Source organism: Herpetosiphon giganteus (assembly GCF_016907925.1).
In the GTDB taxonomy this organism is placed as follows: domain Bacteria; phylum Chloroflexota; class Chloroflexia; order Chloroflexales; family Herpetosiphonaceae; genus Herpetosiphon; species Herpetosiphon giganteus.
Genome location: NZ_JAFBCZ010000006.1, coordinates 245,241 through 260,623 on the forward strand (window position 1 = coordinate 245,241; position 15,383 = coordinate 260,623).

Annotated in this window: 16 protein-coding genes and 1 tRNA gene; 11 read left to right on the top strand and 6 right to left on the bottom strand. The window is 48.2% G+C overall.

Annotated features, from left to right (window positions below):
• Positions 1-81: 81 nt before the first annotated feature.
• Positions 82-1,554: a sensor histidine kinase gene (locus JOD20_RS07925; RefSeq protein WP_204754749.1), complete on the bottom strand. Its 1,473-nt coding sequence runs from the start codon at positions 1,552-1,554 to the stop codon at positions 82-84.
• A complete protein-coding gene (locus JOD20_RS07930; RefSeq protein ID WP_012190338.1) occupies positions 1,551-2,261 on the bottom strand; it encodes a response regulator transcription factor in 711 nt (236 codons plus the stop codon). Before JOD20_RS07930 ends, JOD20_RS07925 begins: the two co-directional genes overlap by 4 nt.
• 215 nt (positions 2,262-2,476) lie before the next feature.
• Between JOD20_RS07930 and JOD20_RS07935 the strand changes: the two genes are divergently transcribed.
• Genes JOD20_RS07935 through JOD20_RS07950 form a run of 4 tightly spaced genes read left to right on the top strand, consistent with a single transcriptional unit; the run spans position 2,477 to position 6,292 of the window.
• Positions 2,477-3,754, top strand: a complete 1,278-nt coding sequence (locus JOD20_RS07935; RefSeq protein WP_204754750.1) for an AI-2E family transporter — start codon at positions 2,477-2,479, stop codon at positions 3,752-3,754.
• Complete coding sequence (locus tag JOD20_RS07940; protein ID WP_204754751.1) at positions 3,751-4,959, top strand: AI-2E family transporter; 1,209 nt, start codon at positions 3,751-3,753, stop codon at positions 4,957-4,959. Before JOD20_RS07935 ends, JOD20_RS07940 begins: the two co-directional genes overlap by 4 nt.
• Positions 4,960-4,999: 40 nt before the next feature.
• Positions 5,000-6,106: a YihY/virulence factor BrkB family protein gene (locus JOD20_RS07945; protein WP_204754752.1), complete on the top strand. Its 1,107-nt coding sequence runs from the start codon at positions 5,000-5,002 to the stop codon at positions 6,104-6,106.
• A gap of 21 nt (positions 6,107-6,127) precedes the next feature.
• On the top strand, positions 6,128-6,292 hold the full coding sequence (locus JOD20_RS07950; RefSeq protein ID WP_204754753.1) for a hypothetical protein: 165 nt from the start codon (positions 6,128-6,130) through the stop codon (positions 6,290-6,292).
• A 36-nt stretch (positions 6,293-6,328) separates the two neighbouring features.
• Here the strand turns inward: JOD20_RS07950 and JOD20_RS07955 are convergent, their stop codons facing one another.
• Both JOD20_RS07955 and JOD20_RS07960 read right to left on the bottom strand, forming a co-directional pair.
• On the bottom strand, positions 6,329-7,411 hold the full coding sequence (locus JOD20_RS07955) for an HNH endonuclease (protein ID WP_204754754.1): 1,083 nt from the start codon (positions 7,409-7,411) through the stop codon (positions 6,329-6,331).
• 163 nt (positions 7,412-7,574) lie between these two features.
• A complete protein-coding gene (locus JOD20_RS07960) occupies positions 7,575-8,123 on the bottom strand; it encodes a hypothetical protein (protein ID WP_204754755.1) in 549 nt (182 codons plus the stop codon).
• 137 nt (positions 8,124-8,260) lie between these two features.
• Between JOD20_RS07960 and JOD20_RS07965 the strand changes: the two genes are divergently transcribed.
• The 6 genes from JOD20_RS07965 (at position 8,261) to JOD20_RS07990 (ending at position 11,726) form a co-directional block, all read left to right on the top strand.
• Positions 8,261-8,737 carry an aminoacyl-tRNA deacylase gene (locus tag JOD20_RS07965; protein WP_204754756.1) on the top strand — a complete coding sequence of 159 codons (477 nt, stop codon included), beginning with the start codon at positions 8,261-8,263 and terminating at the stop codon, positions 8,735-8,737.
• Positions 8,738-8,879: 142 nt separating this feature from the next.
• Positions 8,880-9,692, top strand: coding sequence for an exonuclease domain-containing protein (locus JOD20_RS07970; protein WP_110515180.1), 813 nt, complete (start codon positions 8,880-8,882; stop codon positions 9,690-9,692).
• A gap of 270 nt (positions 9,693-9,962) precedes the next feature.
• Positions 9,963-10,039 (top strand) — tRNA-Glu (locus JOD20_RS07975).
• A 62-nt stretch (positions 10,040-10,101) separates the two neighbouring features.
• Positions 10,102-10,893 (top strand): AraC family transcriptional regulator, encoded by a 792-nt coding sequence (locus JOD20_RS07980; protein ID WP_204754757.1) that lies wholly within the window; start codon positions 10,102-10,104, stop codon positions 10,891-10,893.
• Between the two features lie 46 nt (positions 10,894-10,939).
• Positions 10,940-11,383, top strand: a complete 444-nt coding sequence (locus JOD20_RS07985; protein WP_204754758.1) for a hypothetical protein — start codon at positions 10,940-10,942, stop codon at positions 11,381-11,383.
• Positions 11,373-11,726 (top strand): VOC family protein, encoded by a 354-nt coding sequence (locus JOD20_RS07990; RefSeq protein WP_204754759.1) that lies wholly within the window; start codon positions 11,373-11,375, stop codon positions 11,724-11,726. The genes JOD20_RS07985 and JOD20_RS07990 overlap by 11 nt, the downstream gene beginning before the upstream one ends.
• A 110-nt stretch (positions 11,727-11,836) precedes the next feature.
• On the opposite strand, the gene JOD20_RS07995 is transcribed toward JOD20_RS07990, so the two are convergent.
• Together JOD20_RS07995 and JOD20_RS08000 are read right to left on the bottom strand one after the other, a co-directional pair.
• A complete protein-coding gene (locus JOD20_RS07995; protein WP_204754760.1) occupies positions 11,837-12,130 on the bottom strand; it encodes a hypothetical protein in 294 nt (97 codons plus the stop codon).
• Between the two features lie 287 nt (positions 12,131-12,417).
• Entirely contained in the window at positions 12,418-13,638 is a 1,221-nt protein-coding gene (locus JOD20_RS08000) for a metallophosphoesterase (protein WP_204754761.1), read from the bottom strand.
• Positions 13,639-13,862: 224 nt separating this feature from the next.
• On the opposite strand from JOD20_RS08000, the gene JOD20_RS08005 reads away from it, so the two are divergent.
• On the top strand, positions 13,863-14,906 hold the full coding sequence (locus JOD20_RS08005; RefSeq protein WP_204754762.1) for a hypothetical protein: 1,044 nt from the start codon (positions 13,863-13,865) through the stop codon (positions 14,904-14,906).
• Positions 14,907-15,383: the final 477 nt, after the last annotated feature.

The following is a 15,383-nucleotide window of genomic DNA, read 5'->3' on the forward strand; positions in this document are numbered from 1 at the left end:
TTAATTAAACCACGAAGGACACGAAGAACCACTAAGGTTAATAACTTCGTGTCCTTCGTGCTCTTCGTGGTTAAAATATCGCTACGGCCTGACAATTGGCAATGGCTGCGATGGCGATTCGCGCAGTTGGCTGGTGATCAGCCGATCGGTGGCTGGCGCTAAGGGTAGCCACAAGGTGAAAATACTGCCTTCGCCAACGTTTGATCGGACTTCGATTGTGCCCCGATGGGCATCGGTAATCCATTTGACGATTGCCAGGCCAATCCCAGCGCCGCCGCCTTTGCGCACCCGCGATTTGTCGGCACGATAGAAACGCTGGAAGATATTGGGCAACACATCAGCTGGAATACCCTCGCCAGTATCTTGCACCCGCAAGGCCACCTCACGCCCAACTCGTTCCAAACTGAGGGTGACTGTTCCATCGTCGGGCGTATGTTGAATTGCGTTGTAGGCTAGATTGAGCATTGCTTGCTTGAGCCGATCGCGATCGCCAATAACCGTTGCTTGATCTTCGCTGCCGATTTGCAGCTTGACATGCTCGGCCAGTGGGCGCAATTCGCGAAATACTTCCAAAATCAAGGTATCAAGCTCGACTGGCTCGCTGCGCATTTGTACTCCGGCCTCGGTTTGAGCCAAAAACAACAGGTCGTTGACCAAGCGATTTAAGCGCACAACTTCGCGTTCTAAGTCGCTGAGTGATTCGCTGAGCAATTCGGGGTTGTGCATTGCGCCGCGACGCAGCACTTCGAGATTGCCTCGCATGGCGGCGAGCGGGGTGCGTAATTCGTGCGAAACGTCCGCGGTGAGTCGTTTTTGGGTGTTGAACAAACCTTCCATGCGCGCTAGCAAATCGTTGGTGATAGTGGCCAGCCGACCAAGCTCATCGTGGGGATTGGCCACCGCGATCCGGCGGCTCAAATCTTCGGCGCGCACAATTTGCTCGGCAGTGTTGGCAATCATATCAATTGGGCGTAAGCCACGCTTGGTAATTTGGCTAATCCCAAGGTACATCAACACAATCGTGAGCAAACCAGCAATCAAAAACACCAACGACAAGGTGTCCAAGGCGCGATCAACTGTGCGCAACGATTGGCTGGCAACCAACACGCCGACCACCGTATGATCGAAGGTTAATGGCGAAACCACTTGCATGGTGCGGCCATAAGCCGATGGCTTGGTGCTCATAACTGAATTTTTTTCGAGCGCCGAAGCCAATTCAGTGCTATCGAGGCTTGGGCCTTCGCCCATAAATGCGGGCGTTGCCGCCAAGCGCACGCCGTTGGGATAAAAGACCGCAACCGAAATCGGCGAACCCTCAAAATCTTCGTTGGGCACAGGCAACAACGAGATGCTCGTGCCGCTGAAATACCGCTCAAGTGGCTTTTTGGCTTGGGCATATTGGCTTTGAATTTGGTTGGTAGCCCGCACCAAATCATCGCGCACGCCATTGAGCAAAATCGCCCGTTCAGCAGAATAGAGCGTCAACCCCAAGATTAACAATCCAAGGGTCATAAAAGCAACCGAAATGAAGGTTAGCCGATAGCGTAGGGTCATCGTTCACCGTAGGGTTGTTCACGTAAGATATAGCCAGCACCGCGCACGGTGTGCAGCATGCGGCCTTCGCCCGATTCTTCGAGTTTTTGGCGCAAATAGCGCACATAGACCTCAATAATATTCGATTCGCCGCCAAAATCATAGCCCCAAACCCGATCGTAAATCACATCGCGGGTTAGCACTTGGCCCGGGTGGCGCATAAATAATTCGAGCAATTCGTATTCTTTGGCGGTGAGTTGCACTGCACGCCCAGCAATTGTAACCTCGCGCGAAGCAGTGTTCATCTCTAAGCCATTAACTTGCAGCACCACCGGGCCTTCGGTACGGGCAACATGGCGACGTAGCAAAGCCCGAATGCGGGCAAGCAATTCTTCAAAGGCAAAGGGCTTGATCAAATAATCATCGGCTCCGCTTTCCAAGCCCATTACGCGGTCGGGCACGGTTTCTTTGGCGGTTAGCATAATGATCGGAACATCGCTGCCAGCGCGCAAGCGCCGACAAACCTCAAAGCCATCCATGCCTGGCAACATAATATCGAGAATCACCAGATCGGCGGGGCGTTCGCGGGCGGCGGCAATGCCGGTTGGCCCATCGTGTGCTACCTCGACTGTAAACCCTTCGAAGGCCAAACCTCGCCGCAAATAGCCAGCAATTTCTTTTTCATCCTCGACAACCAAAATTCGTGCAGCAGCTTGCGGTTGGCTCATGCAGCACACTCCTTCTTGAATAATAGGCAACACCGCTCAGGTGGTGGGATTCGGAATTATTCCCCTAGCATAGCACACTCTGCTGAAAATCTGGCAAGAATCGGTTAAGGATTGGCTTAATTTTACGTTTGCTACAAGCGATGTTTTTGGTATAGTTGTTGCTTAAATCCTGCCAGTATCAATCCAGCCAAGCATATTTGTGTATGGGAGTCGCCATGGACGAGCTTTCGTTGACCCTCGCTCGTTGGACAACGCGGCGTGTCATGACCGCAACTTTGGTCGTCCTTGCGATGATCGGCCTTGCTTTTATCATTGTTAATTTTTATAGCGTGTTTGTGGTGGCGTTTATTGCGTTTGTGCTGAGCACGGCAATTCGCCCGCTAGTGCAGTTGTTGCAACGGCTCAAAATCGCGCCCCAGCTGGGGGTGATTATCGCCTACCTGCTGTTATTGGGCTTGCTGATTGGGGTTGTGGTGCTGTTGGCTCCGCTGATTACCGAGCAAATTACCGCGATTACCGCCAAAATTCCCGAGTATTATCACGATGCGCGCCAGTTTCTGGTTTCCTCGCGCAGTAGTTTTATTCGCAATTTGGCTGCTCGGTTGCCGCTTGATGCACCGCTTTCGCTCTCGGGCGTTGCTCCCGCCGAAACCAACCAACAACAAACTGATGTGGCGGTAACTCAATTAGTGAGCGTGCTCGAAAATACGGGCATTAGTGTGTTTGTGGTCATTGCTACGCTGTTGCTTGGCTTCTACTGGACGCTCGATGGCGATCGGGTGCTGCGCACCTTGTTGCAATTAGTCGAGGTTGAAAAACGCGAGAATTGGCGTTCGCTGATTGCTGAAATTCAAGCTAAAATGGGTGCGTTTATTCGCGGCCAGCTTATTCTTGATTTGTCGATTGGCTTACTTTCGACCGCTGCCTACCTGTTGATTGGCATCGATTATGCGATTGTGCTGGGCATTTTGGCAGGCTTGTTAGAAACAATCCCCATTTTGGGGCCAGTGCTTGGCGCTGTGCCGCCGCTGCTGATTACGCTTGCCCAAGGCGATATGACTGCTTTTACTTGGGTGATTGTGGCAACCGTGGTGATTCAACAAATTGAAGGCACGTTCTTGGTTCCCAAGGTGATGGATCGCGCGGTTGGGGTCAATGCGGTGCTGACGTTGGTGGCATTTGCCGCATTTAGCGCGACTTTGGGCTTGGCAGGCGGGATTTTGGCCGTGCCACTGGCGGCAATTGTCCAAATTATCTTCACCCGCTTGGTGTTTAATCAAAATGAATCAAGCGCGAATGTAACTCGCCGCGATCGTTTTGGCGTGTTGCATTATGAATCGCAACAATTGCTCCAAGCCCTTCAGCGGCATAATCGGGCTGATGAAAACGAAGATGAAGCCAATATTGTGTTTGATGATCAACTTGAGCATGTGGTGGTTGATTTGGATGGCATGCTTGCGGCGATCAATAGCAGCGAGGAACTAGCCGCATGAAACAGCTGGCGCGGGTTACTGCAACCATCCTCTTCACAATTGGCCTCGTGGTGCTGATGTGGATGTTTAGCGATGCGGTGTTGCTCTTTTTGGTTTCGTTGGTGATTGCCTCGGCAGTTCGGCCATTTGCGCAGCGCTTGATTGATCGCGGGATCAGCCGTGGCGCAGCCTATGGCTTGGTCTATTTTGCCAGTTTTATCTTTTTTGGTAGCTTGTTTGCAGTGATTAGCCGCGGCTTGTTGACTGAATTGCAACGAGCTGGCGATCAATTACTGAGTTTTTATACCAATATCACCATCACATGGCCGCAAGGCCAACAATGGCAACAAACGATTGCCAGCGAATTGCCGTCGCGTCAAGGCTTGCTTGATTATATGGCTGGCACCGATGGCACGGCGGTTGTTGATAGCATTATTGGGTTTAGCAGTGGCGTGTTTGATTTTCTGGCTCAGTTGGTTATTTTGCTCTCGCTGAGCACCTATTGGGCGGTTGATCAAAATCGATTTGAGCGTTTGTGGCTCTCATTAATTAATGCCAAACATCGCCAGCGTGCGCGCACGATTTGGCGGGCGGTTGAGCTTGAAGTTGGCGCATATATTCGCAGCGAAGTGGCCCAAAGCTCGTTGGCGGGCATTAGCTTGGGGATTGTCTTTGAATTAATTGGCATGCCGTATCCAACCTTGCTGGCCTTGTGGATTGCGATTGCCTGGCTGGTGCCGTGGGTTGGGGTGTTGTTGGCGCTGATTCCAGCGGTCGCGATGGGCTTAATGGTCAGTTTGCCAGTGGCGTTGTTGGCTGGCTTATCGACGATTGCGGTTTTTGCAATGCTGCAAATTTGGGTCGAGCCACGCTTATACGGAGCCAATCGGGTTAGCCCGGTGCTGGTGGTCTTGATATTGATGGTGATGGCGCAGGCTTCGGGGATTTTGGGCATGCTGATTGCACCACCCTTGGCAGCGACGATTCAAATTTTGGGTCGCGAGCTGTGGTTTAGCAAAGCGATTGATGACCAATTGACTGATACCTATCGCAATCAATTGCAAGTATTGCGCGAGCGCTTGGTCACAATTCAGCAAGATGAGGTTACTGCTGAAGTTGCGGCCACGGCCCAACATCAATCATATATTCGTCAGATTGAAGAGCTGATGGATGAAACCCAAAGCGTGCTTGGCAACGCTGGCATGCTCAATCGCGAACAAGTCTAATGGGGCAATTAATCGCCTAGTGTGAGATGAGGCGCAATTTATGAAACAATGGGTTACGAAAACCGCTTGGCCATTGCTGCAACGCACGGTTAAAGCATGGAATGATGATGATTGTTCGCGAATGGCTGCGTCGTTGGCGTATTATGCGGTATTCTCGATCTTTCCCTTGATTTTATTATTACTTTCAGTTTTAGGTTATTGGTTGCGCTTGCAAGGCGATACAGGTACAGATGTTGAAAAAACGCTAGTTGACTCGATAATGCAAGTTTTTCAAACCAGCCCGCAAGTTGGTGTTGATAATTCTTCGATTCGCAATGCATTGGTTGAAATTTTGAAAAGCTTAAGCCAACAAGCTGGCACAAACGCCCCAATTGCATTAATTACAACATTTTTTGCTGCTAGCGGGATTTTTGTCCAAATCGATAAATCATTTGATGTGATTTGGGATATTCAACCTAAGCAAGGCAATTTTCTGTACACAATTAGAAGTACCGTAATTGAGCGCGGCAAAGCATTCTCCTTGGTATTGGTGATTGGCCTGCTTTTAATTAGCTCGTTGGTTCTTTCCTCGGTATTGCAAGGCCTAGAAAATTTGTCCAAGAGCTTTAATTTACCTGGGGTTGGGGTTGGCTGGCAAATTTTTACTTTTGTCCTAGCGTTTGCAGTCAATGTCTTAATTTTCTTTTTGCTGTTTTTTGCCATGCCCAAGCCCAAAATGCGCTGGCGCGATGTCTTGCCGGGCGCGATTTTGACCGCAGCGCTGTGGGAAATTGGCAAAATCGTGCTTTCGCTATTTCTTGGCGGCAATAAATATACTGCTTCGACAACGGTGGCGGCTTTTATCGCGCTGCTGGCATGGATTTATTACGCCAGCCAAATTATCTTTTTTGGCGCGGAATTTTGCCGGGTCTATACCGACTGGAATCAAACTCGCCGCGCGAAGCTAGCGCCAGCGATTGCCTTGCCCACGCCGCCCGATTTGCCAACGACCGCCTTGCCTCCAGCGCTGGCTACCTCGCAACAAAAAGCCACGTATGCGGTTGGCGGCACGGCCTTGGGCGTGGTTTTGGGGGTCGTAATGAGTATTGTTGGTACGCTAGTTGCGATTATTCAATTTATTCGAACGTTGCGCAACGGCAAAGCCTAGCTTTAGTATGAGGATATTGCGATGAGCGACCAAAGCGATCAGCCAACACCAATTGAGCCACCAACACCTGAATCCGAGCCGATTGGCGACCCACCAATTGAGCCAGCCAATGATGCGCCGCCCACGATTGGCGATCCGCCGAGCAGGCCCCAACCGCCGATTGGCGATCCACCCATTTTGATGTGAATAAGAGAATTATAGAAGATGATCATGAAGATTTATTTATAAATCTTCATGATCATCTTCTATAAAATCATGTGTATATCGAATTTTTGGAGTTCTATTGATAGTTTTTGTAGGCATTCCTATAAAATAAGGACGTAAATCTACTATATTTTGTTTTTTTTCTTTATTATATTCAACACTTCGTATTATTCCATAAACAATATATATTGATCTTTGTTTCATTCTTATAGCAGAAGTATTAGATATTATATAATTATTATCTACAATCCAATTAAATGTATATTTCTTTCTAGAAAAATGTAATAAAGTACATTTATCTTCTAACGCTTTACCATATAAACCTCCAACATAATAGCACATAGATCCAATTTTGTTGTAAACTTCTTTATTTACTAAATTATCAATATTTTCTATACTAGATAAAAAATATGATATAATATGTTTAAAAATGATTTTATAGTGATTTATTGTATTGCCTGATATTATATGATTATTAGTTATTTTTTTATTTATATGGATATAATTTCCATTTTTATCTATGATATTGTTATCAATTAATTCATTTCTTTTGTTGATATCGTTTATCTGATTAAATAAATCAAATCCTAATATATCAATTCTTTTAGCATTAATAAAATCAATATCATGAATTTCAAGATTTAAAGATGCTCTAGAAACCCTATTTTTTTCTACCTCTTTCTCCCATTCACCTTTTTTTCTTTTAATTTGTTCTGGGGTTAGTTTTCTACTTAATCCATTTGAATGAGCAATATCATGACAGGCAGGACAAAGCACAGCAAGATTATCATAGCTGTTATCTTGATTTATATGATGCTCAATAATATGATGTATGACATAACTAGGACTTTTAGTTCCTTCACAACAACAGCATTTAAATAAACTATTTTTTAGTAATTGATATATTATATTTTCATCTATTTCTTTCCTTAGAACAGCATTTTTTACGAATTTAGCAGTAACTTCATCAAAATGATATGTATTGATCATGTTTTTTAAACTGGTCGACCTAATAGATGATATAGATAAATTTTTTGAAATCAAATCTTTGGCTATATCAGTACTTATTCCATATTGTAGATAAGTATTAATATTTGACATATGTTAACCTCATTGTCATCTAATGTTTAGAATAGAAATTGTGTTTAAGTTTAGTAAAATTTTTTGACATATAGTCCTTGTATGAAGATATTAGAAGTCTATAATTTGCAAATATGATTGTAGTCCTTTATTTATGTGCCTTCGTGATCTTCGTGGATCGGATTTATTGCCTCGGTTTACGCATGCCTGGTAGGCGCAAAATGTTGGGTGCTGCTATGGCAACCGCAACCATTCCAAGCACAAAAATTGTGGTGAATGTATCATTATCAAGTTTCGTGGTGCGCGACAAGATTGCCATCAAGCCAATCATGACCACAAAACCAACGATAAATGTGCCAGCTAAGGCGAATTTGCCACGCAAGGTTGTGCGCATTGGCGGAATTGAACCCGCGCCATGGGCAAACGGCCCTGGTGATTCATTGACATATGCTGGCGGAACGTAATAGCCTTGGCTGGGATCAACGTTGGTTGGCATTACTGGCGGCGGTGGCAACTCATACATACCTGGGCGGCGCATCACCAGCCGAATCGCGACCAAGAGGATGACAAAGCCAATGAAATTGAACCAGCCGAGAAAGGTATCGAGTTCTTTGGTCGAAAGCGTGATAATCAGCGTCGTGATTAGCAGAAAACTTGCGCCAATCCCGCCAATCAGCAAGACTGCATTGATGCCCTGCTTCGAGAGTTTAAGTTGTGGTTTTGGTTTGAACATACATTCTCCTCAATCGAATATAGCGAACATCCAAGGCTAGTTTAACATACATTTTCGTGCTACAAATAGGCCAAAAGCTGGTTTGAACTAGGTCTAGTGAATGATTATAATGAGGCTTATTGTGATGGAGGCCAATAATGGGAACTCGAACCCGTGCAACCGATGTGATGTGCCGTGTGACCAGCGATTTTGAGCTGTTGAGTTTTGAGGCAACAGAATTTACCGCTGAAGAAGCCGCCACAAAGCTCAACTTGCCCTTGAATATGTTGTTTAAAACCTTGCTCGTCAAAGGCGAGAAAAAAGGCTATGTGCTGGCAGTTGTGCCCAGCGATCATCATTTAAGCCTGAAGAAATTAGCCGATGCAATTGGCGATAAACGGGTTGAAATGGCTCCGATCGAGGAATTAACTCGTTTGACTGGCTATCTCAAAGGTGGCGTTTCGCCGTTGGGAACGCGGCGAGCAATGCCAGTTGTGCTCGATTTTAGTGCCTTTCAACATGCGCGCATTAGCTTGAGTGCTGGTCAACGTGGCTTGCAAATGCTGGTCGCGCCCAGCCATTTACAACAAGCAGCCAAAGCCGAAGTGGCCGATATTAGCGACGATCAAAGCTAACCTGATTATTAAAATGACAAATATTGACACATGAGCGTGTTAGACTGACAATCAGTAACGACAAACCTTGCAAGCCTTTTGCACGTACTGTCGGGTGAAGTTGTTAAATGTTTCCCGCACGGGAACTAGAAATGAAGCACGCATGTATACTCTCCTTGATCGTCCGTTGCACACCATTCCGTTTGTGTTGTTCGATATGGAAAGCACTGGCTTAGATGTTCAAATTGGGCATCGCATTTGTGAAATGGCTGCAATGCGCATTCAAGGTCGCGAGATTATTGATCGTTGTGAGTTTTTGGTAAATCCGCAACGCGAAATTGATCCCGCTGCATTCGCAGTCAATGGCATTAGTGCCGAAATGATTGCAAATGCACCATCATTTGGCGAAGTTTGGCCAAAAGTCAATAAATTGTTTCACGAAGCGGTTTTAGTTGCTCACAACGCCTATTTTGATATTGGGTTTTTGACCAGCGAATTAGGTCGTATTAATTTGCCACCGCTGGAAACTCCGGTAATCGATACGCTGGCTTTGGCGCGACGCTACATCACTGCACGGCGCTACAATTTGACTTCGTTGGCAACCAACCTTGGCGAAAAAGCGCCTTCGCACCGCGCCATGAGCGATGTCGTGGCCTTGCGGCCAGTTTTTGAACATCTGCTTGATATTTTGTATCGCAAAGGCGTGCATACATTGGCCGATTTGCTGCGGGCGCAGCGTGGCCTGTTGCCTGGCGATGAAGAAAGCCCGTTGATTCAAGAAATTTCAACGGCTATGACCAGCCGTCAATCGTTGATGATTTCATATCGGACTGCTGGCGGCGACCCGGTTGAGCGGCGGGTGTTGCCAATTGGGCTGACGGTTGAAGGCAAGCGCCACATTTTGCACGCCTACTGCTACTTGCGCAATGCGCAGCGCATGTTCGCGCTCGATCGCTTATCGATTGTTGAATTGTAATGGTAAACGCTTGGTTATCGTGCTGAATGAGGATTGATCACCACCCTTCCGTCCCGCCTCAAGGCGGGAGACGCAGGGGGCTTTAATCCCCCTGCACCCCCTCAAGCACATTGGTTCGTCATTAATCGTCGAATGATAATAGCAATGCTGTGGTTAGCATTAATGACTAGCGTTTCTCGACCTAAATTGGGCTGAGGAAACAATCGATGGTGAGCAGCTTTGGGTAATTTGACAAAAATCGGCTGCTGGATATAATACACAACGTTGCATGGCGCATTCGTCTAGCGGCCTAGGACGTCACCCTTTCAAGGTGAAGATCACGGGTTCGAATCCCGTATGCGTCACCAAGACACTCGGTTTTGCCGAGTGTCTTTTTGTTTAATACTGCTTCTGGTGGCAAGGAGGCTTGATGCAACACCACAACTTGGGCGTTGACGAAGCGCTGCGTTCGCAGATTGTGCGGCTGTGGGCGTTGGCTGAATCGCAGGCCCACTACAATCGCCAAGCAATTATTCCCGATTCGTATGCCCAATTGATTATTTGTTGTGGTGCGCCGCTGCAATGGCTGCAAGCCAATGGCACGCTTTGCGAGCTGCCAGCAGCGTTTATTTTGGGTGTGCAACAGCAACCATTATATTTGTATGCGACTGGTGCTTGCCAACTCGTGGGCATTCAAATCTATGCCTGGGCGGTTGCCGATTTATTAGGCCAAACCTGTTTGCCGAATCAACCTTTGGCGTTGAACGAACCGCGCTGGCAGCGCTTTGCCGCTCAGGTTCGCAATTGGGCACGTTTTGCCGATTTGGCCACCCTTTTGCAGCAAGTGCATAGCGCTTTGCTCCAGCATATACGTTTGAGTGAACTTCGGCTGGGGCTGCATCACAGCGGTTTGCTGCTCTATCAAGAGTTTGGCAATCTGCGCATGAGCGAATTGGCCCAGCAACAAAAGCTCTCGCTGAGCCAATTTGAGCGCCAATTTCGCCAAATAACTGGCGTTAGGCCCAAGCAACTGGCGCGTTTGATTCGCTTTGAGCAGGTGCGTGATCGCTTGGTGCAGCAACCGCAACAATCGATTGCCGCGCTCGCAGTTGATTTGGGCTATAGCGATCAAGCTCATTTGCAGCATGAATTTCGCTATTTTGCTGGCCTTACACCGCGCCAATTTTGCCAGCAGGTTAATGCCGATTTTTTACAAGATTAAGCCTGTGCCAAGCGTTATGCTGTTGCTCTGTTATGGAGGAACAACAATGAACGAGCAACCCAAACCAATCGGCTTTTGGCTCAAAGAGGCTGATCAGGCGATTACCGCATGGTTGGATCGGGCAGTGGCCCAGTTTGGTTTATCGCGTTTGGCTTGGCAATTATTGAATCTGGTGCAGCAACAGCAGCCAGTGCGTTTGGATTCAGTTCAATCGATCAGCGCTGTTTTAGCAGATCAAGCAACATTGCGCATGACCGTCACGGTATTAGTTGAACAACATTGGCTCGCCGCGCCAATCGATCACACTGATCTGATGGCCTGTGAACTTACAATCAATCCGGCAGCGCTTGAGCGTTTTGCTGCTGTTACGCGCTTGGTGCACGAGCAGCGGGCGCAACTGATGCGGCAGATCACGCCAGAAGCGTATCAAACAACGCTCAACGTGTTGGCGCAACTAATTAAGAATGCAGAGGTGAGCAATGCAGCTTAATCATCTGAACTTAATTGTTAGCGATTTGGCTGCGGCGTGTGATTTCTTTTGCCGTTATTTTGATTTTGCGGTTTTGGCAACCAAAGGCTCCAGTTTGGCAGTTTTGCAGGGCCAAGCTCAGTTTAGTTTAGTTTTGAGCCAACAAAACGAGTTGCCGCAGTATCCGGCGGGCTTTCATGTGGGCTTTGTGCTTGCATCGAGCGCTGCTGTTGACGCGTGTTTTTCGCGTTTACAGGCTGACTACGCTGCCACGCTCCAGCAACCACACTCAATGCGTGGTAGCTATGGCTTTTATTTTGAAGCGCCTTCAGCGATTTTGATTGAGGTGAGTACGCCGCTGTAAGTAACGTGCAATCAGCTTGACGTTTGCCTTCGATCAATACAAGTTCCATATCTTCGCGCCCTTCGCGTTCTTCGCGGTTCCTGTTTCGCTTAGTCCTGCACCCTGAACGATTATCGCTTATTCGGATAAAGCGTTGCTGTATGCAGGGCTTGGCGTTTGCGGTGGCTGAGGATTATGGCTTGTCGCACGCGATCAACCAGCCAACCAAGAGCGATGCCAAGGCTGGCAATTTCGAGCATTCTGACAGTGTAGCCACGCTGGCTCAACTTCCAGAGATCAGGATTTACCAACAGATTTTGCAAATAGCAAACGCCGAGCAGGTAGCTACTGGTTGCAATGATTGGTGCTAATAGTAGATAGTGTTTGCGTGCAAATAAGCCACCAAATAATAAACTGGAACTCATAATAAAATAGAGCAATAAACGTTGACTGAATTGCTCGTTATGAGCAAAGATGACATACGTGGCTGAAATACCGAGTAATAACGGACGAAGTATGATCCATTGGATTAAAAAATTGCTTGTGAAGGCTAGTGTTGCGAGCCAATTACTTTTGAATAGATACTTCATAACCTAAGTATAGAAGCAATAAAATTAAAATAAGCTATTTTGTTGTAACAAACACGTAACAAAAAACCATCAACAGCTCCAACGATTGCGTTCTAGCTGCTGATGGTTTAAAGATGTTTGGTTTATGCTTTCGATTCGCTGATCGCGGCGGTTGGGCTTGGTTGAAGCGTAATCACGGTTACTTCTGGTTTGGTGCCAAGCCGGAAGGGAATGCCCCAATAGTTAGTGCCTGGGTTGATGTAGAGCAGCGATTGGGCAACCTGATAGTGGCCCATTGAGTGTTCCAAAAAGGCTGAGGCCATGCTCCAGCCAAGCTTGGGGATGGCAAATTGGCCATAGTGTGTATGGCCGCTGAGGGTCAATGGCACGTTGCGTTCGGCCAAGGCTGGCCAGAGTGCTGGATTATGGGCCAAGACCACATGAAAATCGTTGGCTGGAATCTTGGCAAGGGTTTTGGCAATATCTGGCGCTACTGGTTCGCGGCCCGCCGCCACATAGGTTCCAGCAGGATCGCCAGTGCCCGCCAGCCACCAACGCACGCCGCGATAGTTAAAGGCTGTGGCTTGATTGACCAAAACCTTGATGCCCATCTGCTCTAAACCAGCGCGAACGCCATCCCAGCCTGCGTACACATCGTGGTTGCCAGCGATCGCGACTACGCCCAACGGCGCTGAAAGCTTGCCGAATGCGGCAGCAAATGGCTTAATATCATCGACATAATCATCAACTTGATCGCCAGTCATCACAATCAAATCGGGCTTGGCGGCTTCAATCGCCTCGACCACATTGCGCAAATGGCGGCGCGAGGTATGCGGCCCAACGTGCGTATCCGAGATTTGCACAATCTTCAAGCCTGCCAGTTCGTTGGGCAACTGGGGCAAGTTGGCGGTCAATTCGCGCACTGCCAAGCGGCGTGAGCCAAAATAGGCCAAGCCAATGCCAGCCAAATAGAGCAACCCGATGCCGCCAGCAAGGCTACGCCCAACGATGCTGCTGCTATGAAATGGCAAGCCGATGATCAAACCAACCAAGCCACCCATCGCCATCAGCGGCAACAACAATTGGCTATACCAAAATGGCCGAAAGCCCCATAAGCGCAGATGCGCCGATGGGGCAACCGGCCCACCAAACGAGCGTGCAACGAAGAGCAAAGGGATATAACTCAGTAGCATCAAGCCGATAATGCTGAACCAGCCCCCAGGAATGATGCTATAAAACACGCTGCCAATAATCAGCCAGCACAAGGCCATCCACGCCATCACAATGCTGGCGATTTTGCTGCGATTAAGTCGTTGCGGGCGGGTGCGGCGTTGGGGCACGCTGTTTGCCTCTGATGAAGCCATACGCTATTTCCTCTCTGGCAGGGTTAATTGCAAATTCTGGTGTGCCGCCATCGCAAGCACCTAGGTAGTGTACTACGAGTTGCCTGCTTGCCAAGGCTTTGTCATAGATGTTCAAAATCATCCCTCATCCTTCATCCTTCAGATTTAGATTGCTGCTTGACTCTGCCACTGTGTCAGGCTTTACGCTCAAGCCATCAATCTGTGAATCGATAAGGATTAATCCAATGCAAACGCCAATCAGCCAATCGCAAGCGCAACAATTACCCAGAAAAACTTGGATCAGCACCATTTTGAGTCATCGCGGAGTGCAATTAACGATCATGCTATGGATTTTGGGTCATGGCCTGATTGTGCTATTGACCAAAGGCGTGCTGCCATTTGATCGCCCTGCGTTTGCAGGCGCTCCATTTATTATGCAGATGTTTGTGCCAAGCATTATGCTGATTGAAGTGTTTGTACTGATGGGCCTGACCTATATGCTCACGCGCAAACGGATAATCCCTGATCTGGCTGCGCGCGCCCCTGAACGCAGCCAAGCCTTGCGTGAAACTGTTGGCTTAGTTGGCTATGCAGTGTTTGGGCAAGCCTTGGGCTGGGTTTTAGGGCCATTGCTGGGATTCAAACCCTTTAGTTTTCATTTGGCAGGAACTTTGGTTGGCGGGCATAGCGATTTAGCGGTTGCTGAGGTATGGAGTTGGGCAATTTATAATTTTGTGTTTTATGCGGTTGGGCCATATCTGTGGTTTCGGCGGCGCTATAGCAATGTTCAGCTCAATTTAGTTTCAAGCAATCGCCGCAATGATGTGTTGGTGATCGCAGTGATTGGGATTTCAGAAATATTATTCGAGTTAACAACTTTGAGTACAAGCCTTAATCGCTTAAGTTTCAGCCAATTGGCCTTGGGCTTGCCCCTTTCCTTTGTGATTTATGGGATTGGTACGGTGCTGCCAACTATGGTGCTGATCTACTCAATTCTGGTTCCACGCTTGCTCAAAATTACTGGTTCGGCCATCACTACGGTGCTGCTTGGCGGGCTGTGCTATGCGTTGGTCCACATGGCCGAGGCTTGGACGAACTTCAGCACCCCAACCAATGCGCTGATTTCAATCATCTTTATGCTGATCAATTACTTTGGGGCTGGTATGATCAAAACCGTGCTGACCTTGCGCACGGGCAATGCTTGGGTGCATGCTTGGGGCTACCACGCAATTGCGCCGCACGTGATTATCGATACGCCGCATATCATCACGATCTTTGGCATTCGATAAATCGAGGGGCAGTGGGAGAGGGATCAGGGGCCAGTAGCTAGGGTGTTTCATTGAATTGGCATCGATGTTCCCTCACCCCCCAACCTTACAAGGGTAGGTTTTAATAATCATCCTTGATCACCACCCTTCCGTCCCGCCTCCAGGCGGGAGACGCAGGGGGCTTTAATCCCCCTGCACCCCCTCAAGGACATTTCATGGGCAACAGGCATCCAGCGATGAACCATGCATGGGATTGCTGGTGCACAGCGTATCGCGATTAAAAACCTACCCTTGTAAGCACCCCCCAACCCCCTCGCCCACTGAACGCGGGCGAGGGGGAGCACCTCTTTTTAACCTATGCATTGCGGATGAACCACAAGATTAAAGCCCCTCGCCCGCGCACGTTTAAGGGCGGACAGGGACGCTTAAACCGAGGATACAGAACGACCTCGGGTGGTATACTGGATGGTGCAAACCCTATCCGCTAACCAGCCGAGG